Here is a 22,173-nt window from a genome sequence, read left to right on the forward strand (position 1 = left end):
CCGCCTCTTTTAAAATATGCGGAAAGCACCGCCCGGCAGAGGCGCGGCGCTTTCCTCATAAGGAGCTTCCGATGGTGAAAATCCTGCTCGCCCAGCCCCGCGGATTCTGCGCGGGCGTCGACCGCGCGATCGCGATCGTTGAAAGGGCGCTTGAAATTTACGGCCGCCCGATCTATGTGCGCCACGAGATCGTGCACAACCGCACCGTGGTCGAGGGCCTCAGGCGCCGCGGCGCGGTGTTCATCGACACGCTCTCGGACGTGCCCGAGGGGGCGACGCTCGTGTTTTCGGCGCACGGGGTGCCGCTCGCGGTCGAGCGCGAGGCGAGAAGCCGCGGGCTGAGGGTTTTTGACGCCACCTGCCCGCTGGTGACCAAGGTGCACCGCGAGGTGGCCCGCATGCGCGAGGCGGGCCGCATCGTCATCATGATCGGGCACCGCGGGCACCCGGAGGTCGAGGGCACCATGGGGCAGGCCGAGGGCGGCATGGAGCTCGTTGAGACCGCCTCCGATGTCGCCGGCCTGAAGGTTCCCGAGGGCGCGAAGACCGCCTACGTCACGCAGACGACGCTCTCGCTTGACGATTCCGAGGAGGTCGCCCGGGCGCTGCGGCGGCGCTTTCCGGACATCGACCGCCCGAAAAAGGACGACATCTGCTACGCGACGCAGCACCGGCAGGACGCCGTGAAGCGGCTCGCCGCGGCCGTGCAGCTCGTGCTCGTGATCGGCTCCTCGACCAGCTCGAACTCCAACCGCCTGCGCGAGGTGGCCGAGCGGGTCGGCGTGCCCGCGCACCTGGTCGACACGGCCGAGGACGTGCGGCTCGAATGGCTCGAGGGGATCGAGCGGATCGGCATCACGGCGGGCGCCTCGGCTCCCGAGCCGCTCGTGCGGGACGTGGTCGAGCGGATTCGCAGCGCCTGCGGAGGCGCCGAGGTCGAGGAGCAGGCGGGCGAGCGCGAGTCGCTTGTCTTTCCGCTGCCCAAGGGGCTCTGGGACCGGGACCTCGAGGCGGCCCGCGCCGCCCGGGCAGCGTCCGCAGGAGAGGGCTCATGAGGCCGCTGCCCGCCGGCCGCTCGGTGCGGCTGCTGCGCTGGCCGTTTGCCGACGTCGAAATCCTCGCCGACGGCTCGGGGATGCTCTTGGGCGTGGAGGTGTATCCTCCAGGAAGCCGTCCGGAGCCCTCCGCGCCCTGCGGCTCGGAATCGGTGGAGAGGGCGCGCGCCGCGCTTGAAGCCTATTTTGAAAATCCGCAGAGCCTCGACTGCAGGGACTGGACGGACGAGCCCTGCCTCGCGCGCGGGAGCGCCTTCGAGCAGCGGATCTGGCGCGCCCTGGCCGACATCCCCTGCGGGGCGACCGAAACCTACGGGGAGCTCGCCGCCCGGGTGGGCAGCCCCGGGGGCGCCCGGGCCGCGGGGCACGCCGCCCGCACGAATCCGCTGGCGATCCTGCTGCCCTGCCACCGCGTGGTGGGGGCCTCGGGGCTTACGGGCTACCACGGACGCACGGACGGGCCGTTTGTGGAGGTGAAACGGGCGCTGCTGCAGCGCGAGGCCGAGCAGACGATCCGCTGGTGGTTTTAATTTTCAGGAAAAGACCGGAAGAAATGTCAAAGGAAAAACATGTGAGCGCAACGCCCGCCACCGACTGGCTCAAGGCGCACAAGGTCGACTTCAGGCTGCACACCTATGACTTCGTGCCTCACGGCGGGACCGACCAGGCGGCGAAGGAGCTCGGGGTCGATCCCCACATCATGATCAAGACCCTCATCATGGAGGACGAGAACGGCGAGCCGCTTGTGATACTGATGCACGGCGACTGCGTGGTGTCGACGAAGAACCTCGCCCGCCAGGTGGGCCGCAAGCACATCGCTCCCTGCGAGCCGGAGCAGGCGCAGCGCAATTCCGGCTACTTCGTGGGCGGCACGAGCCCCTTCGGGACCCGAAAGAGGATGCCCGTCTTCGTGCAGGACACGGTGGCGCAGCTGCCCGTGATCTACATCAACGGCGGCCGCCGCGGGGTGATCGCCGAAATGGCGGGCAGCGTCCTCACCGAGGTGCTGAAGGCGGTCCCGGTGCACGTGGCGAACCCCAAGGAATGACGGGCTCCCGGTAAAGTCTGCCGCGGGCGGAAAGTTTCCGCCGCGGGAAAAAAGGAGAAGAAAAAAGAGGGGGAGCCTTCCGGCGCCCCGCTCCCTTGTTCTTCTTTTTTGTCAGAGTCCTGCCGCGCCGTCCGGGTGCGCGGCCTCGGTGAGCGTCCAGCGGGGCTTGGCCGTGAAGGCGAGGCGGTGGCGGCAGGCCTCGCGCTCCTCTTCCGTCATGGCCTCGAGCCGCTTCAAGCCCGCCACGGCGATCATCGCGCCGTTGTCGGTGCACAGGGCGAGGGGCGGAAAGAAGATCTTCCCGCGGCGCGCCTCGACGGCGGCGGTGAGGGCGGCGCGGAGCTGCTTGTTCGCGCTCACGCCCCCGGCGACCACCAGCGAGCTGAGTCTGGTCTTTTTCAGCGCCCGCACGGCCTTCGCGGTGAGCACGTCGGTCACGGCGTCGACGAAGCCGCGCGCGACGTCGGCCCGGAACTGCGGATCCTCCGGATGCTCGGCTTTGGTGACGGTGTTGAGGACCGCGGTCTTGAGCCCCGAGAAGCTCATGTTGAGGTCCGGGGAGTGGATCATCGGGCGCGGGAACTCAAAGGCGCCTGGGCGCCCTTTTTCGGCCAGCGCGGACACCGCGGGGCCGCCCGGGTAGCACATGCCGAGCAGCTGCGCGGTTTTGTCGAAGGCCTCGCCCGCGGCGTCGTCGAGCGTCTCGCCGAGAAGCTCGTAGCTGCCGAAGCGCTGCACGCGCATGAACTGGGTGTGCCCGCCCGAGACGAGCAGCGCCACAAAGGGAAAGCGGGGAGCCGGGTCGGCCAGCAGCGAGGCGAGCAGGTGCCCTTCGAGATGGTGAACCCCGATCACAGGCAGCCCGAGCGCGTAGCCGATGGCGTGCGCGACCGATACGCCGACGAGCAGCGCCCCGGCCAGGCCCGGGCCCTCGGTGACGGCGACCGCGGTGAGGTCGCCGCGGCTGCGGCCCGCCTCCTCGAGCACTTCGTCGGTGAGCGCGAGCACGCGGCGGATGTGGTCGCGGCTCGCAAGTTCGGGCACCACCCCGCCGAAGGCGCGGTGCATGTCGATCTGGGTGTGGATGCGGTGGGCGAGCAGCCCCAGGCTGGAGTCGATCAGGGCGACTCCGGTCTCGTCGCAGGAAGATTCAATACCTAGGATAAGCATGGCCGTATTGTAAACGAGCCTGCTCCGGTCCCGCCCGGGGGGAGGGTTTCTCCTCCGCGGGCCCGATCCTGCTGCGCTACACAAAGCCTTTTATTTGTGAGAGAATTACCAGTCTGCCGTTTCCCTCTGCGGAGGGAAGCGCAGGGTTTTATCGTTTTTGGGAAAACACTCTTCCCTTTCATCATTAATAAAGGTTTTTTACTCAATGCCAACCATTCGCGTCAAGGAAAACGAACCCTTTGAAGTCGCCCTGCGCCGTTTCAAGCGCACCATCGAGAAGTCGGGCCTGCTCACCGAGCTGCGCGCCCGCGAGTTCTACGAGAAGCCCACGGCCGAGCGCAAGCGCAAGAAGGCTGCCGCCATCAAGCGCCACTACAAGCGTCTGCGCAGCATGATGCTGCCGAAGAAGCTTTACTAATTCCAAACTCCAGCGTTAATTTTTCAGCATCCAGGCAGAAAAATGGCTCTCAGGGAACAGATTCAGTCTGATATGAAGGACGCCCTTCGCGCCCACGACAGCGCGAGGCTCAACGCGATCCGCATGCTCTGGTCTGCCGTAAAGCAGAAAGAGGTGGACGAGCGCGTGACCGCCGACGACGCCATCATCACCTCCCTCATCGCCAAGGCGGTGAAGGAGCACCGCGACTCCGTCGCGCAGTATGAGAAAGGCGGCCGCCAGGATCTCGTCGACAAAGAGAACTTCGAGATCAAGGTTCTGTCCGGCTATCTGCCCAAGCCTCTCACGGAAGACGAAGTGAAGGCGGTCATCGACGAGGCGATCGCCCAGACGGGCGCCTCGGGGCTGGCCGGCATGGGCCGCGTGATGGGCGCGGTGAAGCCCAAGCTCACCGGACGCACCGACATGAGCCGCGTCTCGGCTCTGGTGCGCGAGCGCCTGACGGCCGGAAAGCAGGCCTGAGGAAAGAGAAACGCTGAGCCGCGGGCCCCACGCCCCCGGCATTGTTCAAACGCATTGAGTTGCTCCGGGTGAAGGAGGTGTTTCCGCCCGCGAGCCCGAACGCCCGGAATGGTCTAGACTGTCCGGGCGTTTTTTCTGCCCCAGCCCTTCTGTTTTGTCCACAAGCCCGCCCCGGGAGGCCCGCGCGATGATCCCTGAGTCGTTTATCAAAGACCTGCTCGACCGCGTCGACATCGTCGATGTCGTCTCGCGTTTCGTCACGCTGAAGAAAAAGGGCATCAACTGGTTCGGACTGTGCCCCTTCCACCACGAAAAGACGGGCAGCTTCTCGGTCAACCAGAGCAAGCAGTTCTACAAGTGCTTCGGCTGCGGGGCCCACGGCAACGCAATCGGCTTTCTCATGCAGTACAAGGGCATCAGCTACCCCGAGGCGATCCGGGAGCTCGCCGCAGAGGTCGGCATGCAGGTGCCCGAGGAGCCGGGCTCGAGGCGGCGGCGCGAGAAGACCGAGTCGCTCACCGAGCTCATGGACCGGGCCCGCGGCTTTTACGCGCTCGAGCTCAGGAAGTCTCCCGCCGCTCTGGCCTACCTCCAGGGCCGGCAGATTTCCGAGGCGACGCAGGCGAAGTTCAGCCTCGGGTATTCGCCGGACTCCTGGCAGGCGCTCGAGGCGCTCTTCGGGGCGCATTACGGCGACAAGGCCCTCGAGGCCTGCGGGCTTGTGATTTCGAAGGACGGGCACCGCTACGACCGCTTCCGCGGCCGGGTGATGTTCCCGATCCGCAACCCGCGCGGGCAGGTGATCGGCTTCGGCGCCCGCGTGATGGGCCAGGGCGAGCCCAAATACCTGAACAGCCCGGAGACCGACATCTTCAGGAAGGGGCAGGAGGTCTACGGCCTCTGGGAGGGCCGCGAGGCCATCCGCAAGGCCGGGCGGGCGATCGTCTGCGAGGGGTACATGGACGTGATCCAGCTCTCGCAGGCGGGATTCGGCGAGGCGGTGGCCGCGCTCGGCACCGCGATCGGCCAGGCCCACATCAGGAAGCTCTTCAAGATCGTTCCGCGCATTTATTTTTCCTTTGACGGCGACGCGGCCGGCCGGCACGCGGCGCGGCGGGCCCTCGAGCAGGTGCTGCCCGTGATCGAGGACACGCTGGAGGCGCGCTTCGTGCTGCTGCCCCCGGAGCACGACCCCGACAGCCTCATCAAGGCCGAGGGGCCGCAGGCCTACGAGCGGGAGCTCGAGCACTCCTTCCCGCTTTCCGCCTTTCTTGTGAACTCGCTCAAGGAGGGCAAGGCGATGGGCTCGCCCGAAGGGCGCGCCCAGTTCGTGAGCGAGGCCAAGCCGCTGCTGGCTTCGCTCACCCACGCCCCGATGCTGCGCCGGCAGCTGCTCGGATCGCTTGCGATGGAGGTCCAGATGGCCCCCCAGGAGCTCGCCGCGCTCATCGGGATCCCGACCCTCGTCGCCGCCGAGCCGCGCCAGGTTTCGCGGGAAGGCTGGGCCGCGGGCCGCGCGGCTGCGGCCCCGCCCTCTGGCTTCGGGCGCAGTGCTGCCGGGCGCAGGCAGGGGGCGGTGCCTGTGCCGGACCTGCGCGAGAAGATGCTGCGCTGCCTGCTTGCCTGGCCCGAGCTCGGGCGCGAATTCTCCGGGCAGATGGAGGACTGGGTGGCGGGCGGAGGCACCGAGCTCGACCGCCGGCTGCTTGAGGTCTGGAGAGCCTGCTGCGGCACCGAGGAAGACGCCCCGCAGACCAGCGGCGCGCTGCTCAACGCGCTGCGCGACAGCCCGAATCTTGAGCTCTACCAGTCGCTGCTCGACCGGGAGCTGGAGGTCGAGACTACGCTCGAGCAGGCCCGCGGGAGCCTGAACCTCGCCTTTCTCAAGATCGCCGAGGGGGAGCTGAAGCAGCGCTGTCAGGAGGTGGGTAAGAAGGAGCCCTTTGACGAGGAGCTCTACAAGTCGCTCGAGAAGCGCCTGGCCGAGGTGAGCCGGGAGATCCGCGAGGCGGGCTCGGGCGAAGGAGCGGCCAGGCGCGAGCCGTCTGCGGGGATCTGAGGCGCGGCTCTCCCGCCCGTGCGGGTGGGGCCGGAAAGGGGCCCTGCGCCTCAGGCCCGCTGCAAAATTTTCCTGTCAGGAAAAGAGGGGCCTGTGTTATAATGCTATTTATATTTGCCTGCAGAGACGGCAGCGTTTCGCGCAGGGGCGCCCAGGAGACACCATGGTCGGAGGCGCCGGCACAAACTTTTTCCAGCAGCATCGTGCGCAAGGGGAGCCGGATGACTAGTTCCGGCAGCACAGCTTATGATCAGTCCCCGCATCAATGGGCGCCGGCTGCAGGAATTCCAAGGGCAGACTGCGCCATCCGCAGCCTGTGAGACGGAGCGGCCGCCTCGGGCGGAGCTTCGTTCGCGGACCGGACGGCGGCCTGCGGCGCGTGCGGTTCGCGCCGATACGGAAAGCTCGCTCTTCAGAGAATTTAGGATTCAAATGGCAAAAAACAAACACTCGGCGGAGACGGCGCAGGAATCTGTTTCGCGCCCGGCCTCTGATGACGATGCTCTCCAGTCCGGAGAGATCCTTCTTGTTTCAGATAAGGAATACCAGGAGCTGATGAAATCGGAATCGGACGGCGGCAAAGGCGCCCCGGAGGACGGGGAAGACTCGGGCGGATGGATCCGCCTGGTCTCCGATGAGGAGTTTGCCGAGCTCATGCGCGGCGGGGACGAGCCGGCGGATGCCGCGAAGAAGCCCGCCAAGCAAGCCGGCCGCGCCAAGGCCGCCCCGGGCCGGGGCCCGAAGAAGGCCCCGCGCGCCGAGGCCGCGCCCGAAGCGTTCGACGAGGACGGGGACTTCGAGTCCGGGGAGGACTCGGACGAGGACGGCGACGAGGACGCGCGGATTGCCGAGGAGGCCCTGGGGAAGGCGCCGGCGCGCCGCCGCCGCTCGAGCAAGCAGGAGCGCGAGAAGGCGATGCGCGAGGCGATCGCGAAGTCCTACCACGCGCAGGAGGAGGACGCGGAGTCGAGGCAGCAGAAATGGCGCACCCTGATCAAGCTCGGGCGAGACCGCGGCTACCTCACCTATGCCGAGCTCAACGACTACCTGCCTGAAACCATGGTGGAGCAGGACGACATCGACCAGGTGGTCTCGACCCTGGCCGACCTCAACATCCAGGTCTACGACCAGGCGCCGGACGCCGAGACGATGCTGCTCAACGACAACGCCGTCACGGACTCCGACAGCGACGACGAGGCCGACGCCGCGCTCTCCTCGATGGACAGCGAGTTCGGGCGCACGACCGATCCGGTGCGCATGTACATGCGCGAGATGGGCTCGGTCGAGCTGCTCACCCGCGAGGGCGAGATCGCCATTGCGAAGCGCATCGAGGACGGCCTCAACCACATGGTGATCGCCATTTCGACCAGCCCCACGACGATCCGCGAGATCCTGTCCGACGCGAAGAAGATCCGCGAGGGGACGCTTGCGATCGACGAGGTGGTCGACGGCATCAACGACCCGAAGAGCCGCATGGAGGACGACATGGCCGACATCGGCGCCTCGGGCATGACCGCTGGGCAGCTCGAGGACCTGAAGAAGAAGTCGCTCGCCATCTTCGACCGCGTCGCCGCGCTCTACGAGGACCTGAAGAAGGTCTACGACCGGGACCGCTCCCGCACCCCGGAGTTCATCGCCAAGCAGGAGGCGATCCGCTCCGAGCTCTCGCTCGTGCGCTTCACCGCGAAGACCGTCGACCGGCTCTGCGGAACGCTGCGCCGGACGATCGAGGAGGTGCGCGGCATCGAAAAGCAGATCAAGGAAATCGTGGTGGACCGCTCCGGGGTCGACGTCGACTTCTTCCTGTCGGACTTCATGAAGCATGAGACGGATCTCGACTGGGCGCCGCGGCTTCTCGACTCGGGCAAGCCCTTCGTTGAGGTGCTCCGGCGCAACATCCCGGCCGTGGTGCAGCTGCAGCAGAAGCTGATCGGCATGGAGACCGACGCGCTGCTGCCGATCGCGGATCTGCGCGACATCTACAAGCAGATGGCCACGGGCGAGGCCAAGGCCCGCAACGCCAAAAAGGAGATGACGGAGGCGAACCTGCGGCTCGTGATCTCGATTGCGAAGAAGTACACGAACCGCGGCCTGCAGTTCCTCGATCTCATTCAGGAGGGCAACGTCGGGCTCATGAAGGCGGTCGACAAGTTCGAATACCGCCGCGGCTACAAGTTCTCGACCTACGCCACGTGGTGGATCCGCCAGGCGATCACGCGCTCGATCGCCGACCAGGCCCGCACGATCCGCATCCCCGTGCACATGATCGAGACGATCAACAAGATGAACCGCATCACCCGCCAGGTGCTCCAGGAGACGGGCATGGAGCCCGATCCCTCGGAGCTGGCCGAGCGGATGCAGATTCCCGAGGACAAGATCCGCCGCATCCTGAAGATCGCGAAGGAGCCGATCTCGATGGAGACGCCGATCGGAGACGACGAGGATTCGCATCTCGGGGACTTCATCGAGGACACGGTGACGGAGGCCCCGGCTGACGCCGCCCAGAACGAGAACCTCGAGGAGGCGATCCGCCAGGTGCTCGACTCGCTCACGCCGCGCGAGGCGAAGGTGCTCCGCATGCGCTTCGGCATCGAGATGTCAAGCGACCACACGCTCGAGGAGGTCGGCAAGCAGTTTGACGTGACCCGCGAGCGCATCCGCCAGATCGAGGCGAAGGCGCTGCGCAAGCTGCGCCATCCCTCGCGCTCCGACAAGCTGAAGAGCTTCATCGAGGGCGAGGGCAAGAAGTAAGAGGAGAGCCACCCGGTTTGAGCGGGCGGACGGAAAGAACATCATGCGGGCCGCCTCCGGTGGCGGCCTCCCGGCTTTCGTCGGGCGCCCTGTGGTCCGGGGCCCGGAGCCGGCAACGAACATTGCTTGGGTGTCAGAAGTGACTGAATCAGTGCAGAACACGGAACAGGAAAAACCGAGGAAGAAGCGCAGCAGCGCCCGTTCTGCGGCAGCGGCCGACGCTGCCCCGGCCTCGAAGAAGAAGGCGCCGTCCCGCGCGGCTGTCAAGGGCCGGCGCGGCCGCCCGAAGACAAAGCCCGAGGCGGCCGAAGGCGCCGCCGAGGGCGGCGAGGGCATCCTCGATCTGGGCGACGACAGCTTCATGGAGGATGAGGACGAGGCCTCGGAAGAGCAGCGCGATCTCGAGGAAGCTGAAAAAAGCGTCTTGATCAAGGAGCCGCTTGCGCCCTCCGAGGAGCTCACGAACAGCTACAAGGCCCTGGTCCACCTGGGGCGCCAGAGGGGCTGGATTTCGATCGAGGACATCAACGACCACCTGCCCGAGAGCGCCCTCAGCCACGAGGACGCGGTCTCCGAGGTCGCCGAGCGCATTGCGCTGCTGGGCATCCAGGTGTTCGACCAGGCCCCCGACAGCGACGACATGTTGCTCGCCTCCGTCACGGCCGATTCGCAGGACGACATCGATGAGGACGACGCCGCGGAAATCCTCTCGCCCGAGGAGTCGGCGGGGCTGTCGCGCGATCCCTTGAGGGCGTACCTGAGGGGCGTGGGCACGCACAAACTGCTCACCCGCGAGGAGGAGATCGAGGTTGCCAAGCAGATCGAGCTCTACACACAGAAGCTAGTGTCGGTGCTCGCGGGCTTCCCGCTTGTAATGCCGAAGCTGCTTGAGATCCGCGGCCAGCTTGAGGCCGACGAAGTCACGATCGACAATGTGGCCGACGGCTTCAACGAGGCGCTCGAGAACGAGGCCCCCGAGGCCGACGGTCAGCAGCCCTCGGGCGACATCGGCGCCTCGGGCATGAGCACCGAGCAGCTCAAGGCGATGAAGCAGCGTGTGGTGGACATCATCGGGCGCTGCGAGGGGCATTACGCGAAGGTGCGCGAGTGCTTCCCGGATCCGCAGCGCCAGGCCGAGTACAACCGCGAGCGGATGGCGATCGTGAAGGAGCTCTCCGTGATCCGCTTCTCCGGAAAGACCGTGGCCGCACTCTCCGAGCTCGTGAGCGATCATATGAAGAAGGTGAACGAGCTCATGTCGCGCATGCGGGCGCTCGCGGTCGAGGACTGCGGCATTCCGCTTCAGCACTTTCTCGACGAGTTCTCGCTGCGCTCCTCCGAGCCCGACTTCTTCGAGCGCTTTGCCGCAGAGAAGGCGCCGTACGCGCAGCGCGTGCAGGAGAAGATGCCGCTGCTGCTCGCGCTGCAGGAGGAGCTCGGAGAGCTGGAAAAGGGCATGTGCCTGTCGCTGTCCGAGCAGCGCGAGCTTGCCAAGTCCGTGAAGATCGCCCAGAACAACCTCTCGGCCGCCAAGAGCCGGATGATCGAGGCGAACCTGAGGCTTGTGATCTCGATCGCCAAGTCGTACGTGAACCGGGGGCTCGCCATGACCGACCTCATCCAGGAGGGCAACCTCGGGCTCATGAAGGCGGTCGACAAGTTCGAATACCGGCGCGGCTACAAGTTCTCCACCTACGCGACCTGGTGGGTGAAGCAGTCGGTGACCCGGGCCGTGGCCGACTACGGCGCGACGATCCGCGTGCCGGTGCACATGACCGAGTCCTACAACAAGCTGCGCCGCATCAAGCAGCGCTATCTGCAGACCCACGACGGGCGCGCCCCGACCGACTCCGAGCTTGCGAAGCTGGGCGACATGCCGCTGTCCAAGGTGCACCTGCTCATGAACGCGATGCGCGGCGTCGAGTCGATCGACGCGCCGATCGGCGACGACGACGACGCGACGAAGCTCGACTTCGTGCGCGGCGATGAGGACACGGATCCCCAGCGCCGCTACATGGAGACGGCGATGAGCGACGAGATCGTGAAGTCGCTCGATGACCTCACGGCCCGCGAGGCCTCCGTCATCCGGCTGCGCTACGGGATCGGCTCGAACCGCGACCACACGCTCGAGGAGGTGGGCAAGGCGCTCGGCCTCACCCGCGAGCGCGTGAGGCAGATCGAGTCTGCGGCGCTCCGGAAGCTCCGCAGCAACGCAGCCAAGGCCCGGCTCAAGGATTACAAGGACTTTGAGGATTAGGCCCGGAAAATTTCTGTACAATACCTTCCTCGTTGCGACCGTCCGGTCCTTCCCGATTGAGGGGCGGACCGGTGCGGGCCCGGGCCAGTAGCTCAGTCGGTTAGAGCAGGCGACTCATAATCGCTTGGTCGTAGGTTCAAGTCCTACCTGGCCTACCATTTTCATCCCGTTTCCTCCAGGCCCCGCCAGCGTCGGTGCGCCTCCCGGGCTGTTCCAGCCCCGGCAGTTTCGTATGTCTCGTGGAGTGACCCTTTGCCTATGACAGAACCTCAGGATTTTTCCTCGTTTCAGCTTGATCCCCGAATCCTCGCGGCGATCAGTGAGATGGGCTATGTGAAGCCCACCCCGATTCAGCAGAAGGCGATTCCGGTGGTGCTCGCGGGCCAGGACGTCATGGGCGCGGCCCAGACCGGCACGGGCAAGACCGCGGGCTACGGCCTGCCACTGCTGCAGAGGATCCTGCCGCACGAGAACTCAAGCGCGTCGCCCGCCCGGCATCCCGTGCGGGCCCTCATTCTCGCGCCGACCCGCGAGCTCGCCGACCAGGTGAACGAGAACCTGAAGGCCTACGCGTCGAAGACCCGCCTGAGGGTGGGCGTCGTCTTCGGCGGCGTCGACATCCGTCCGCAAAGCGAGATGCTGCGCCGCGGCGTTGAGGTTCTGACCGCGACTCCGGGGCGGCTCCTTGACCATATCGAGCAGAAGGCCACGAATCTCTCCCAGGTGGAGATCGTCGTGCTCGACGAGGCTGACCGCATGCTCGACATGGGGTTTCTGCCTGATATTTCCCGCATTCTGCAGCTGATTCCGAAGGGGGTGCAGAGCCTGATGTTTTCGGCCACCTTCTCGCCGGAAATCAAGAAGCTCGCCCGTCAGTTCCTCAAGACTCCGATTCTCATCGAGGTGGCGCGCCAGAACGCTGCGGCCGACACCATCACTCAGCAATGGTTCGTCGTGCGGGATACCGAAAAGTCGGCCGCGCTCATCCAGCTGCTGCGCACGGGCGGCGAAGACGGCGCAGCGCTGCGCCAGGTGCTCGTGTTCGTGAACTCGAAGCTCGTGTGCCGCAGGCTCACGAGGCTGCTGGTGAACGCGGGGATCGCCGCCGACTCGATCCACGGCGACAAGACCCAGGAAGAGCGCCTGAAGGCGCTCGAGGGCTTCAAGAGCGGCGCGACCCACGTGCTTGTGGCCACCGACGTCGCCGCCCGCGGGCTTGACATCGCGGAGCTGCCCGTCGTGATCAACTTCGACGTGCCCTTTGCAGCGGAAGACTACGTGCACCGCATCGGCCGCACGGGCCGCGCGGGCTCGAAGGGCCTTGCGATCACGCTGGCGACCCGCGAGGACGAAAAGCAGCTCGCCGCGATCGAGGAGCTCATCAAGAAGAAGGTGGAGCGCCAGGCGCTGGCCGTGCACCGGGAGCCCCGGGAGGGGGCTCGCGTGCACCGCAGGAGCGGCCGCGCCTGCACCTACACGCCTCCGGCGCCGCCCGCCGATCCGATCTTCGACCATCCCTACGAGCCGAGCGCCCCGGCGGCCGTCCGCCCGGGCGCCGAGCCCGCTCCGCGCGGCAGGAGCCTTTCGGGCCTTGCGGGGGGTTCGCGGCTTGCGCCGCACCGCAGCGCCGTGTGCGCACTGCTTGGCGGCGGCTTCAGGCGCAATTCCCGATAAAAAACGCCTTTTCGCCCCGCGGGGATCCCTTGGGGTCCGCCCTGTTCAGGGCGGACTTTTTCCTTAAGTTGTTTCCCTCGCCCGAAGGGCTCCGGAGCGCCGTCCGCCTTATCATTACAAACAGGATCGTTTGCCGTATTTCTGATGATTCCGCTTGATCCGGATCAGGCTACGTACGTATTCAGGTTCGGAAAATCAGGGAACCACAACACCGGCTGCCGACAAAGCTTTACATCCAATAAAGGCAGCTTTCCTTTAGGAGAAAAATATGACTCAGCTCTCCCGCCGTTCCATTCTGAAGGCCGGCGCGGCCGGCATTGCCCTTTCCGCAGTGCCGGGGCTCACGTTCGCCAAGGTGAAGGCTCGTCCCGCCAAGGCCGAAACCTATGACGCCCTCATCATCGGCGCGGGCGCAGCCGGCCTTGTCGCCGCGATTTCCGCCATCGACAGCGGCGCGAAGAAAGTCGCCGTCATCGAACAGAAGGACCGCCCGGACGGCAACGCGATTTATGCTCTGGGTTCCGTCTGCGGCTGGGGCTCCAAGCGTCAGATCAAGCAGGGGATCAAGGATACCGAGGAAGATTTCTACAAGGCCATGATGGCGGTCTCGAACGGCCGCGCCGATCCGGACCTGACCCGCACCTATGCGAAGGAAATCCCCGCCGGACTCGACTGGCTGGCCGATGTCGTGGGCATTGAGTTCAGGCCTGTGAAGAAGGCTCCTTATCCGCGCGAGTACCGCGTGAACTCGATCAACGGCAAGGGCATCACCGGCGGCTCCCAGATGGTTCAGATGCTGCTCAAGCTCGCGAAGTCCAAGGGCGTCGTGTTCCTCTGGGAAAACCGCGCTCTCGAGCTGCTGACCGACAACCGCCTGCGCGTGATCGGCGTGAAGACGATGACCCCCGAGGGCTACAAGACCTATATGTCGAAGGGCGGCGTGACGCTCGCGACCGGCGGCTTCTCGGCCAACCCCGAGCTCACCGACCAGTACATCGGCGGCTGGGCCTCCCGTCTCGCGATCCGCGGCTCGCGCTCCACCACCGGCGCCAACATCACGCTGGCCCGTCCGCTCAACGCGAAGTTCGTGAACATGGACCAGTTCCACGCCGGCCCGATTATCGCCTCGACCCACGTGAACCCCAACGAAGTGCTCAACTCCGGCTACGGCATCATTGTGGACAACCGCGGCAAGCGCTTCGTCGACGAGCGCAACACCTACGTGATCAAGGCGAAGGCCTGCGCCCAGCTGACGATTGAAAACCACGCCTACGCCATCGTGGACTCCGACTGCAAGGTGATCGATCGCATGGTCAAGCGCTTCGAGATGCTCAACACGCCTTACTACAAGGCCGACAGCGTCGAGGAGCTCGCCAAGAAGATCAGCATCGACCCGAAGGTCCTCAAGAAGGATGTCGACGACTACAACGACGCCCTTAAGAACGGCACGCTCGGGAAGATGAACCCGCCCTGCACCTACAAGCAGCCCTTCCCGATCGCAAAGGCCCCGTTCTACGCGATTCCGTACGAAGGCGGCATGACCGCGACCTTCGGCGGCCCGCTGATTAACACGAAGGCGGAAGTCCAGAACCTCGAAGGCCGGAGCATTCCGGGCCTCTACGCGGCGGGCAACGCCGCGGGCGGACTCTTCTTCCGCGATTACATCGGCGGCGCGCAGCTTGGCGGCGCGACGGTTTTCGGCCGCATCGCCGGCCGCGAAATGGCCGCTCGTGCGAAGGCTGCCCGGTAATCCCATCGAACAGGACTTAGGAGACTTTGATGATGAAAAAGACTTTCGCGGTTCTCACCGCCCTCGCCATGGGACTCACGCTGTCGCTCTCCGCGGGCGCTGCGGAACAGAGCATTTCCCAGCTGCACGGCAAGCAGTGGCCGGTGAGCAAGGACGGCTACGTGACCAAGCAGGCCTGCAAGCAGTGCCACGGCGACTACGACAAGCTCGCCAAGATGACGGAGAACCTGGATCCCAATCCTCACCACAGCCATCTGGGCGACGTGAACTGCACGGACTGCCACAAGCCGGATCTGGCCAAGCCGCAGATCGTCTGCAATGACTGCCACAAGTTCACGATCCGCAAGAAGGCGGCCGCTGCCGCGAAGTAAGGCGGGCGAGAGCCCCTTGCAGGGGGCTTGAGCGAAGCAACGCGAAACGCCCGGGGGGGGGCCCCTCCGGGCGTTTTCTTATGCCCCCGGGATGCGGCGCGCGGCCTTCGGCCGGCCTCAGGGAGAGCTGGCGAGGATTTCCACCACGCTGCCCCAGGGCGTCTCGCCGTAGATTCAGCCGGTGTCCTCGCCGGGACGGCCGTCCGCGCTGCCGGCGGCCCGGTAGAGCCTGCCGCCCATCGCGGCGAAGCGGCGTCAGACCTCGGGAAGGCTGTCGACGAGCACAGCCATGTGCTGGTAGCCGATATCGCAGGTGCGGGCCGGCGGCCGGGGTCTGTCGGTCACATAGTTGAAGAGCTCGATGCGGGTGCCGTCGTCCAGCGCGAGCATCCTGCGCTCGTAAAGCCCATGAAGATTGGAATGGAGGAGCAAGAGCAGAAAGGTGTCACCGTCCCAAGCAGAGCGCTTACAGCAGTTGCTCCTATTCCATGAAATTTTCCCATGATCTTCCTGCTCCGCTCCGGAGGAAAGAAACTCTGAATGTAAGCAATCAGAAAGATCAATACACAGAGCAATACCGTGATTTTAATTGTGTCATAAATGAAGAACTGTATACTGCCGCCAATCCGACTATCTAAATTAAGTCCAACCATGAGCAGCAACTGCTCAATCAGGGCATTCAACCACCTCATTCCAAGGATCTGATCCTGAATAAAAGTCCGCATTACGCAAAACTCGCTTTCGTTTTATTTGCTATTCGCACTAACAAGAGCATGACGGGCACCTCCGTCAGAACGCCTACAGTAGTAGCGAGCGCTGCAGGGCTTGTCGTACCAAATAGTGCAATCGCCACAGCTACCGCAAGTTCAAAGAAATTTGATGCACCGATCATCCCGGCAGGAGCCGCAATATCATGCGGTAATTTCAGTAGCTTGCTTGCTCCATAAGCGATAAAGAAAATCAAAAATGTCTGAATGGTTAGCGGCACCGCGATCAGCACAATATGAAGTGGATTAGACAGAATCACCTCTGCCTGTGAACTGAAGATAATCACCAGCGTCAACAGCAGACCTATTGTTGTGGCATTGTCGAACTTGTGGACAAACGTGCTCTCAAAATAATCCGCGCCTCTTTGTTTCGTGACGGTTATCCTAGTGAGGATACCGCCCACAAGCGGAATCACGACGAACAGAAAAATGCTGACGAACAGAGTGCTGTAGGGAACAACCACATTGGAAACACCTAAAAGGAATTTTACAATCGGAACAAATGCCACCAGAATAATAAGGTCATTGGTGGCCACCTGCACAACCGTATAAGCAGGGTTCCCTTTTGTAAGCGTACTCCACACAAACACCATCGCTGTACATGGAGCAGCTCCTAAAAGCACAGCTCCGGCAAGATACTCCATTGCCAGTCCCGGAGATATGAAGGCTTTGAATACGACAAACAAAAACAGGTAAGCAATTCCATACATAGTGAAAGGCTTGATCAGCCAGTTTGTCACCCATGTGACCAGAAGTCCCTTTGGATTCTTCCCAATCTGTTTTACGCTCTGAAAATCTACTTTCATCATCATAGGGTAGATCATGACCCAGATGAGAACAGCGATAGGAATCGAAATGCCGGAAATCTGAAATTTGCCGAGTGTGGCAGGAATGGCCGGGGCAAAATGCCCAATCAGTACTCCTATAGCCATGCAGAGCAGTACCCACACAGAAAGATACCGCTGAAATGTATTCATGCCTTTGCTTTGATTGTTCATGCCTTTGCCTTCATTAGTTTGATGTATTGATATATATCTATGCTTATGACCTTTATATAGGCAGTCCCAAAGGACTGCCTGTGAATGACAGCTATGGATTACTTCTTTTTCTTACATCCGCAGGATACGCTGCTGTCTGTTTCACATTCGCATCTTGCATAGGAACCGATCATTTCCCGGAAATCTTTGACGCCGTCTGCGGAGATGGAGTAATGCATCCATTTTCCTTCTTTGTAGTAATCAACAAGGCCGCTGTCTGCAAGAATTTTCATGTGGTGCGAAAGAGTCGGCTGCGTGATATTCAGTTCCCTCAGCAGATCACATCCACACTTCTCTCCATGCTGGAGCGCAAGCATGATCGCAAGACGGTTCTCATCTGTGAGCGCCTTTATTTTTTTGGCGTCTTCTCTGAATCCCATGATTTTCACCTCCGAGAGAGGTACATATTATATCGTATACATTCATAGTTGTAAATGTGTGAATGTAATATTGTTTAAAAAGCTTGTCGCCTCTGATGGTAGTGTGGAAGCTTTTTCCAACATCTATCTCGCAGTCACAACTACCCAACATCTAACCTGGCAACTCAACATAGCGGCATCTATCGCGGCAACTCAACCCTCGCACTATTTGACCTGATTTGCCTTTAGAAAGTTACCGAGAAGCGTTTGTCCTGCACTATGCCAAATTTGCCCGATTGCCCGAAAACCGCAGTATACTTAAAATTTTGCGGCTATTTCCCTTCGACCCTTGACATCAACGCTACTGTCTCAACGTGCAGCGTTTCGGGGAAGAGGTCCACGGGGCACAGGGCCGAGACCCGGTAGCCGAGCTGCGCGAACCTCCGGCAGTCCCGGGCGAGGGCGCCCGGCCCGCAGGCGATGTAGACCACTTTTTCGGGCCTCAGGGCGCTGATCGCTTCGGCCACGCCCGCTTCCAGCCCCTTTCTCGGGGGATCGGCGATCACGATGCGGGGCGAGAAGCCCGCGCGGGCGATTTCCGGCAGAATCCCGGCGGCCGGCCCGCAGGCAAACCGGGCGCTGCGGATGCCGTTGGCCTCGGCGTTGCGCTCAGCCTCCTCGACTGAGGCCCGCACGATTTCAACGCCGAAGGCCTCGCGGGCCTGCCGGGCCGCCAGAAGCGTGAGCGTGCCGACGCCGCAGTACAGGTCGAGCACGCGGTCCTGCGGGCGGATTTGAGCGAGGGACAGGGCCAGGTCGTAAAGCCTCGGGGTCTGAAGCGGATTGACCTGCAGGAAGGTTTCCGGGCGGACCCTGAAGCCGAGCCCGCACAATGAGACCCTGACGGAGCCGTCGCCCAGAATCGGGGTCATCTCTCCCCTGAGCGGCGCGTTCCCAGGCTCGGAATTGACGCAGACCGAAGCAGAGGTGACGCCGGCCGAGCGCATGGCCTCGCGGATGCGGGACAGGGCCTGCGCGGAGAGCTTTTCCCCGGTGACGAGGGCGGCGAGCCTTCCGCCCTCGCCGGCGTCCCGCATCAGCAGCGCGCGCAGCGCGCCTTCGAGCCTGCGTTCGTCCCAGGCGCCGAGCCCGAGCTTGGCGCCGGCCTGCGCCACGGCCAGCGCCGTCTCTCCCATCCACGCCGGGCACTGGGGGCAGCGTGCGGTTTGGTCGAGCACTCGGTGCGAGCCCGGGGCGTAGAGCCCGACCGAGAGGGCTTCGCTGCGGCCCGCGAAATGCAGCAGCGCCTTGTTCCGGACAGGGCGCTCGCCGGGCTCGAGCCCCAGGACCGGCCGGATCAGGCCTTCGGGCACGATGTCCCTGAAAAGCTCCGCCAGGCGCCTGCGCTTGAAGTCAAGCTGCGCCGGATAAGAGAGGGCGGCCAGAGGACAGCCTCCGCAGACGCAGGCCTGCGGGCAGAAGGGTTTTTCGCGGCGGGACGGGCTTCGCTGCAGGAAGCGCTCGGGGCGCGCGCTCAGCGAGTGCGAGCCGGCCGGGCCGGGCATCAGCCGGGCCTCGAGCACGTCGCCCGGGAGTCCCCCGGGCACGAACACCCGCACCGAACGCCCTGCGGCCTGCCTCCAGGCAATGCCGGCGCCTGAGTCCGCGATGTCAGTGATGAAGAGCTTCTGGAGTGTCATGGAAAACGCCGCTCAAACGGATAAGGATAAAAGCGCAGCCTGAACCGGCTCCGCGAGGCTGACGGCCCCATCATAAGCGAAAAGGCGGCCCTGCATTCCAGGCGTCTGCAGTCCGGCCGTCCGGTGGCAGAATAGGGCTTCCGCCGCTTTTTTCTTTCGGTTTCCTCCGGTGATGAAAAAAACAGTTCTTCTGCACAGCTGCTGCGCGCCCTGTTCGGCCGCGATCCTGGAATGGATGCTCGCGAACGACTGGGAGCCCGTTCTTTTTTACTACAATCCGAACATTTTTCCCCAGCCGGAGTACGAGGTTCGGAAAAATGAGCTCAGCGCCTACGCCGCGAGATTCGGACTGCGCGTGATCGACGGGGACTGGGACCACAGCGGATGGCGCGAGGCGGTCCGGGGGCTCGAGCAGGAGCCCGAGCGGGGGGCGCGCTGCCTCGCCTGCTTCCGCTACCGGCTGCTCGAGGCGGCGCGAGTGGCCCATGAACAGGGCATTCCAGTGCTTACGACCACGCTCGCCTCCAGCCGCTGGAAGCGCCTCGACCAGGTCTCGGAGGCCGGCCGATGGGCCGTTTCGCACTATCCCGACGTCGAGTTCTGGGATCGGAACTGGAGAAAGGGCGGCCTGCAGGAGCGCCGCGGCGCCCTGCTCCGGGAGAACCATTTCTACAACCAGCTCTACTGCGGGTGCGAATTCTCGATGTCCGCCCTGCAGGAGCGCCGGGCGAGGCAGTCCGAGCAGGCGCGGGAGGATGAGGCCGCGGCCAGGAGCCGGATCGCAGAGGCCTCCGGCCGCTAGCCCGGCCTGTCTTTTCAGGGCGCGGCGGCCCGGGAGGCTTCAGGCAGCGACTGCATGAACGAAGCCGGATCCGCCAGCCACGCCGCGATGCCGAAGCCGATGAAAACGAGGGCGGCGGCTGCGTGCAGCAGCTTCATCGGAATGTATTTGGCAAAGCGGTCGCCCACGAACACGACCGGCACGTCCGCCAGCAGCATGCCGATGGTGGTGCCCATCATCACGGGGATCACGGTTCCCAGCTTGGCGGCGAGCGCCACGGTGGCAATCTGGGTTTTGTCTCCCATTTCGGCCAGGAAAAACAAGATGGCGGTGGCGGCGAAAGCCCCGTATTTCGCATACGGGCTTTTTTCCGCGCTGCCGTCGTCCCGATCGGGGATCAGCATCCACAGGCCCATCGCGATGAAGGAGGCGACCAGCACCCAGCGGAGAATGCCCGGGGTGAGCCAGGTGTTGATCCAGTAGCCCAGAGAGGCCGCGAGTCCGTGGTTGAGAAGCGTGGAGGCGAAAATGCCGAGCACGATCGGCAGGGGATTTCTGAAGCGCGCGGCAAGCGCGAAGGTCAGCAGCTGCGTTTTGTCGCCGATTTCAGAGAGCGCAATGGCGCAGGTGCTGAGAAGAATGGTTTCCAGCATGACAGGGGGTCTTTTATATTTTGGTTAAAGAGGACCTCAGCGCCGCAACAAAAGCGGTGCCGGGCGGCGGTTCCGAAGAGCCGGACAGCAGAATCCGTCTCCTTCCTCTGGTCTTGCCGTTTCCGGGTCAGCGCCCGGGAAGCCTTCGCCACAGCCCATCCGGGCCAGGTATGTTGACGAAGGCAGGGCCCGGACTTCAAGGACCGGAACCCGCGGCTACTCCCCATCGAGCCGGGCAGTATAGCAGTTTGCGCGGACTTTGGGCGAAGTCCGGCCGCCCTTCCCAGGGCCTACGCATGAACAGCCGCCTGGTAAACCCTCGCTAAAGCGTCGAGAGCCGTTTGAGCAGAGCGCAGTTTGTTCATCCAACGCTTTTTGTTTGTGGGCTCAGCGGCTGATTCTTTGCTCTCTTCATTCTGAAGCTTGTTCAGCACCCCGACGGCAAATTTGTTGAGCAGGACGCGGTTGTAAAGGTAGTTCGCATTTTTGCACTGCGTTCGGTCCTGCTGGAAATCCACGTCGAGGACGTAATGCAGCTCGTTCTCCACACCCCGGTGCCTCCTGACCGCCCGTGCGGCCTGCTCGGCAATCAGCCGGCTGTCCCAGCGCAGCGTGGTGATGAAGTAGCGCTCCTGGCTGGATTCTCTGCCGGTCTTTTTGTCTGTTGACTCGGTCACTGCTGCGACGATGCAGCCTTCCTCCAGTCCAATCCAGTGCCCGCACTGCGCCGGCCCGAGCACGGATCCCGGCAGGACGCGAACGCTCCTGCGCTCCAGTCTGCCGTGCTCCAGCGCGGCGTCTCCCGTCCAGGACCTGGCCCGGGTTTCAGTGACGTCCAGAAACGCCATCCGGATGTCATGCCAGAGGGTTTTCTGATTTTCCCTGACCGCCAGACAGTAATCGGCCCCGGCTTCCACCAGGGATTTGGCAAAACTCCTCTGCGTATTCATGGCATCCGCAGTCACAACGCACCCGCTCAGGTCCAGTCCTTCGACCATGGAGGCCGCATGGGTGATTTCATTTTCCTTCCCGCTCACGACCTTCTGGCACAGCGCCACTCCGTTTTCCGTGTCATGGAAGGTCAGCGCAAAGCGGCCCGAGGCGGCTTTTTCCGTACGGCTTGCCCGAACGGCCTGGCCGTCAACGGCCGCAACGCGCGAGAGATATTGGTCCAGCAGTGGGGTGACCAGGCGTTTGTAAAACGAGGCAAATTCGTCCGGGTCAATCAGCATCAGCAGACGCCTGACCGTGTCATGCGAGATGTTTTCCCTGGGGAAATCATCGAAGAGCGCTTCCAAGGCCGGGCGGCTCGATGCCCAGAAATCGGCGATCTGCACGCAGCTGGTCTGTCCCGAAAGACTGGCAAGAAGCGAAACGAGATAAACGTAGTCCAGCGGATATACGACCCTGGACTGCTGACGACTGTCCTTGACTTTTGACGCGGAATCAGGCACTGCCTTTACGCCGTCGGACACTGGTTTCGTTTCCGCGGCCGCGGCCGTCTGCTTTCCCGTTCGAGCAGACGGTTTCTCTGCGGCTTTGGCAGCTGTCTCCTTCAGTTCCTTGACCTGCTGCTTGAGCAGGTAGCTCTTGGAGAACTGAAACTTTCCGTCAACCACGACGCCGACCTGCGTGCGGATCTCCTTCCCGCGCTTCTTCGACGGATCGTAGACATACTTCGATTTGAAAACGTAGTAGCGCTTGTTGGTGGCGTTCCAGTTCACTCGGCAGCCTTCGGGAATCAGCTTCAGGATCTTCTGGTCGACGGGCATTGGGGCCTCCTATGATCTTGATCTATTATCACATATATATTATATGTATA

At 63.5% G+C, this 22,173-nt stretch carries 19 protein-coding genes, 1 tRNA gene and 1 pseudogene; 13 read left to right on the forward strand and 8 right to left on the reverse strand.

The genetic code is table 11. The features are described from left to right. The first annotated feature begins 71 nt into the window (after positions 1 to 71). The 3 genes from ispH to MAF45_RS10030 are packed head-to-tail and all read left to right on the forward strand — an operon-like array spanning position 72 to position 2,103. The gene (gene ispH / locus MAF45_RS10020) at positions 72 to 1,055 is read left to right on the forward strand and encodes a 4-hydroxy-3-methylbut-2-enyl diphosphate reductase (protein WP_237980289.1); all 984 of its coding nucleotides are present in this window, start codon (positions 72 to 74) and stop codon (positions 1,053 to 1,055) included. Further along, positions 1,052 to 1,585, forward strand: a complete 534-nt coding sequence (locus tag MAF45_RS11360) for a methylated-DNA--[protein]-cysteine S-methyltransferase (protein WP_283207078.1) — start codon at positions 1,052 to 1,054, stop codon at positions 1,583 to 1,585. Before ispH ends, MAF45_RS11360 begins: the two co-directional genes overlap by 4 nt. 23 nt (positions 1,586 to 1,608) lie before the next feature. Beyond that, positions 1,609 to 2,103: an aminoacyl-tRNA deacylase gene (locus tag MAF45_RS10030; protein ID WP_237980292.1), complete on the forward strand. Its 495-nt coding sequence runs from the start codon at positions 1,609 to 1,611 to the stop codon at positions 2,101 to 2,103. A 111-nt stretch (positions 2,104 to 2,214) separates the two neighbouring features. Here MAF45_RS10030 and tsaD read toward each other — a convergent pair whose 3' ends face one another. Then, positions 2,215 to 3,273: a tRNA (adenosine(37)-N6)-threonylcarbamoyltransferase complex transferase subunit TsaD gene (gene tsaD / locus MAF45_RS10035; protein WP_237980294.1), complete on the reverse strand. Its 1,059-nt coding sequence runs from the start codon at positions 3,271 to 3,273 to the stop codon at positions 2,215 to 2,217. Between the two features lie 205 nt (positions 3,274 to 3,478). On the opposite strand from tsaD, the gene rpsU reads away from it, so the two are divergent. The 9 genes from rpsU (at position 3,479) to MAF45_RS10080 (ending at position 15,054) form a co-directional block, all read left to right on the forward strand. Next, positions 3,479 to 3,691 carry a 30S ribosomal protein S21 gene (gene rpsU / locus MAF45_RS10040; protein WP_008811706.1) on the forward strand — a complete coding sequence of 71 codons (213 nt, stop codon included), beginning with the start codon at positions 3,479 to 3,481 and terminating at the stop codon, positions 3,689 to 3,691. 42 nt (positions 3,692 to 3,733) lie between these two features. Continuing rightward, entirely contained in the window at positions 3,734 to 4,192 is a 459-nt protein-coding gene (locus MAF45_RS10045) for a GatB/YqeY domain-containing protein (RefSeq protein ID WP_237980296.1), read from the forward strand. A 187-nt stretch (positions 4,193 to 4,379) separates the two neighbouring features. Next, a complete protein-coding gene (dnaG, locus tag MAF45_RS10050; protein ID WP_237980298.1) occupies positions 4,380 to 6,251 on the forward strand; it encodes a DNA primase in 1,872 nt (623 codons plus the stop codon). Positions 6,252 to 6,683: 432 nt separating this feature from the next. Then, a complete protein-coding gene (gene rpoD, locus MAF45_RS10055; protein ID WP_237980300.1) occupies positions 6,684 to 9,002 on the forward strand; it encodes an RNA polymerase sigma factor RpoD in 2,319 nt (772 codons plus the stop codon). Positions 9,003 to 9,141: 139 nt separating this feature from the next. After that, positions 9,142 to 11,259 carry a sigma-70 family RNA polymerase sigma factor gene (locus MAF45_RS10060; protein WP_237980301.1) on the forward strand — a complete coding sequence of 706 codons (2,118 nt, stop codon included), beginning with the start codon at positions 9,142 to 9,144 and terminating at the stop codon, positions 11,257 to 11,259. Between the two features lie 81 nt (positions 11,260 to 11,340). After that, positions 11,341 to 11,417, forward strand: a tRNA-Ile gene (locus MAF45_RS10065). A 100-nt stretch (positions 11,418 to 11,517) separates the two neighbouring features. Continuing rightward, entirely contained in the window at positions 11,518 to 12,933 is a 1,416-nt protein-coding gene (locus MAF45_RS10070) for a DEAD/DEAH box helicase (protein WP_237980303.1), read from the forward strand. Positions 12,934 to 13,201: 268 nt separating this feature from the next. Beyond that, positions 13,202 to 14,683 carry an FAD-dependent oxidoreductase gene (locus MAF45_RS10075; protein ID WP_237980305.1) on the forward strand — a complete coding sequence of 494 codons (1,482 nt, stop codon included), beginning with the start codon at positions 13,202 to 13,204 and terminating at the stop codon, positions 14,681 to 14,683. Between the two features lie 29 nt (positions 14,684 to 14,712). Further along, on the forward strand, positions 14,713 to 15,054 hold the full coding sequence (locus tag MAF45_RS10080) for a cytochrome c3 family protein (RefSeq protein ID WP_237980308.1): 342 nt from the start codon (positions 14,713 to 14,715) through the stop codon (positions 15,052 to 15,054). 255 nt (positions 15,055 to 15,309) lie between these two features. On the opposite strand, the gene MAF45_RS10085 is transcribed toward MAF45_RS10080, so the two are convergent. The 5 genes and pseudogenes from MAF45_RS10085 to rlmD form a co-directional block, all read right to left on the reverse strand. Then, positions 15,310 to 15,486, reverse strand: a complete 177-nt coding sequence (locus MAF45_RS10085) for a VOC family protein (protein WP_237980310.1) — start codon at positions 15,484 to 15,486, stop codon at positions 15,310 to 15,312. Positions 15,487 to 15,497: 11 nt separating this feature from the next. Then, positions 15,498 to 15,779, reverse strand: a pseudogene (locus MAF45_RS11485) (hypothetical protein); the annotation flags it as partial. Continuing rightward, positions 15,779 to 16,819 carry an ACR3 family arsenite efflux transporter gene (gene arsB, locus MAF45_RS10090; protein WP_237980312.1) on the reverse strand — a complete coding sequence of 347 codons (1,041 nt, stop codon included), beginning with the start codon at positions 16,817 to 16,819 and terminating at the stop codon, positions 15,779 to 15,781. The gene arsB and the pseudogene MAF45_RS11485, both read right to left, overlap by 1 nt. A 98-nt stretch (positions 16,820 to 16,917) precedes the next feature. Next, the gene (locus MAF45_RS10095; RefSeq protein ID WP_237980314.1) at positions 16,918 to 17,238 is read right to left on the reverse strand and encodes an ArsR/SmtB family transcription factor; all 321 of its coding nucleotides are present in this window, start codon (positions 17,236 to 17,238) and stop codon (positions 16,918 to 16,920) included. Positions 17,239 to 17,549: 311 nt separating this feature from the next. Beyond that, entirely contained in the window at positions 17,550 to 18,917 is a 1,368-nt protein-coding gene (gene rlmD, locus MAF45_RS10100; protein WP_237980316.1) for a 23S rRNA (uracil(1939)-C(5))-methyltransferase RlmD, read from the reverse strand. Positions 18,918 to 19,089: 172 nt separating this feature from the next. Here rlmD and MAF45_RS10105 point away from each other — a divergent pair, with 172 nt between their 5' ends. Next, positions 19,090 to 19,719: an epoxyqueuosine reductase QueH gene (locus MAF45_RS10105; RefSeq protein ID WP_237980319.1), complete on the forward strand. Its 630-nt coding sequence runs from the start codon at positions 19,090 to 19,092 to the stop codon at positions 19,717 to 19,719. Positions 19,720 to 19,733: 14 nt separating this feature from the next. Here the strand turns inward: MAF45_RS10105 and MAF45_RS10110 are convergent, their stop codons facing one another. Together MAF45_RS10110 and MAF45_RS10115 are read right to left on the reverse strand one after the other, a co-directional pair. Then, positions 19,734 to 20,351, reverse strand: a complete 618-nt coding sequence (locus MAF45_RS10110) for a TMEM165/GDT1 family protein (protein ID WP_237980321.1) — start codon at positions 20,349 to 20,351, stop codon at positions 19,734 to 19,736. Positions 20,352 to 20,641: 290 nt separating this feature from the next. Continuing rightward, complete coding sequence (locus MAF45_RS10115; protein ID WP_237980324.1) at positions 20,642 to 22,123, reverse strand: ISAs1 family transposase; 1,482 nt, start codon at positions 22,121 to 22,123, stop codon at positions 20,642 to 20,644. Positions 22,124 to 22,173: the final 50 nt, after the last annotated feature.

It is taken from the genome of Mesosutterella porci (assembly GCF_022134585.1).
Lineage (GTDB): Bacteria > Pseudomonadota > Gammaproteobacteria > Burkholderiales > Burkholderiaceae_F > Mesosutterella > Mesosutterella porci.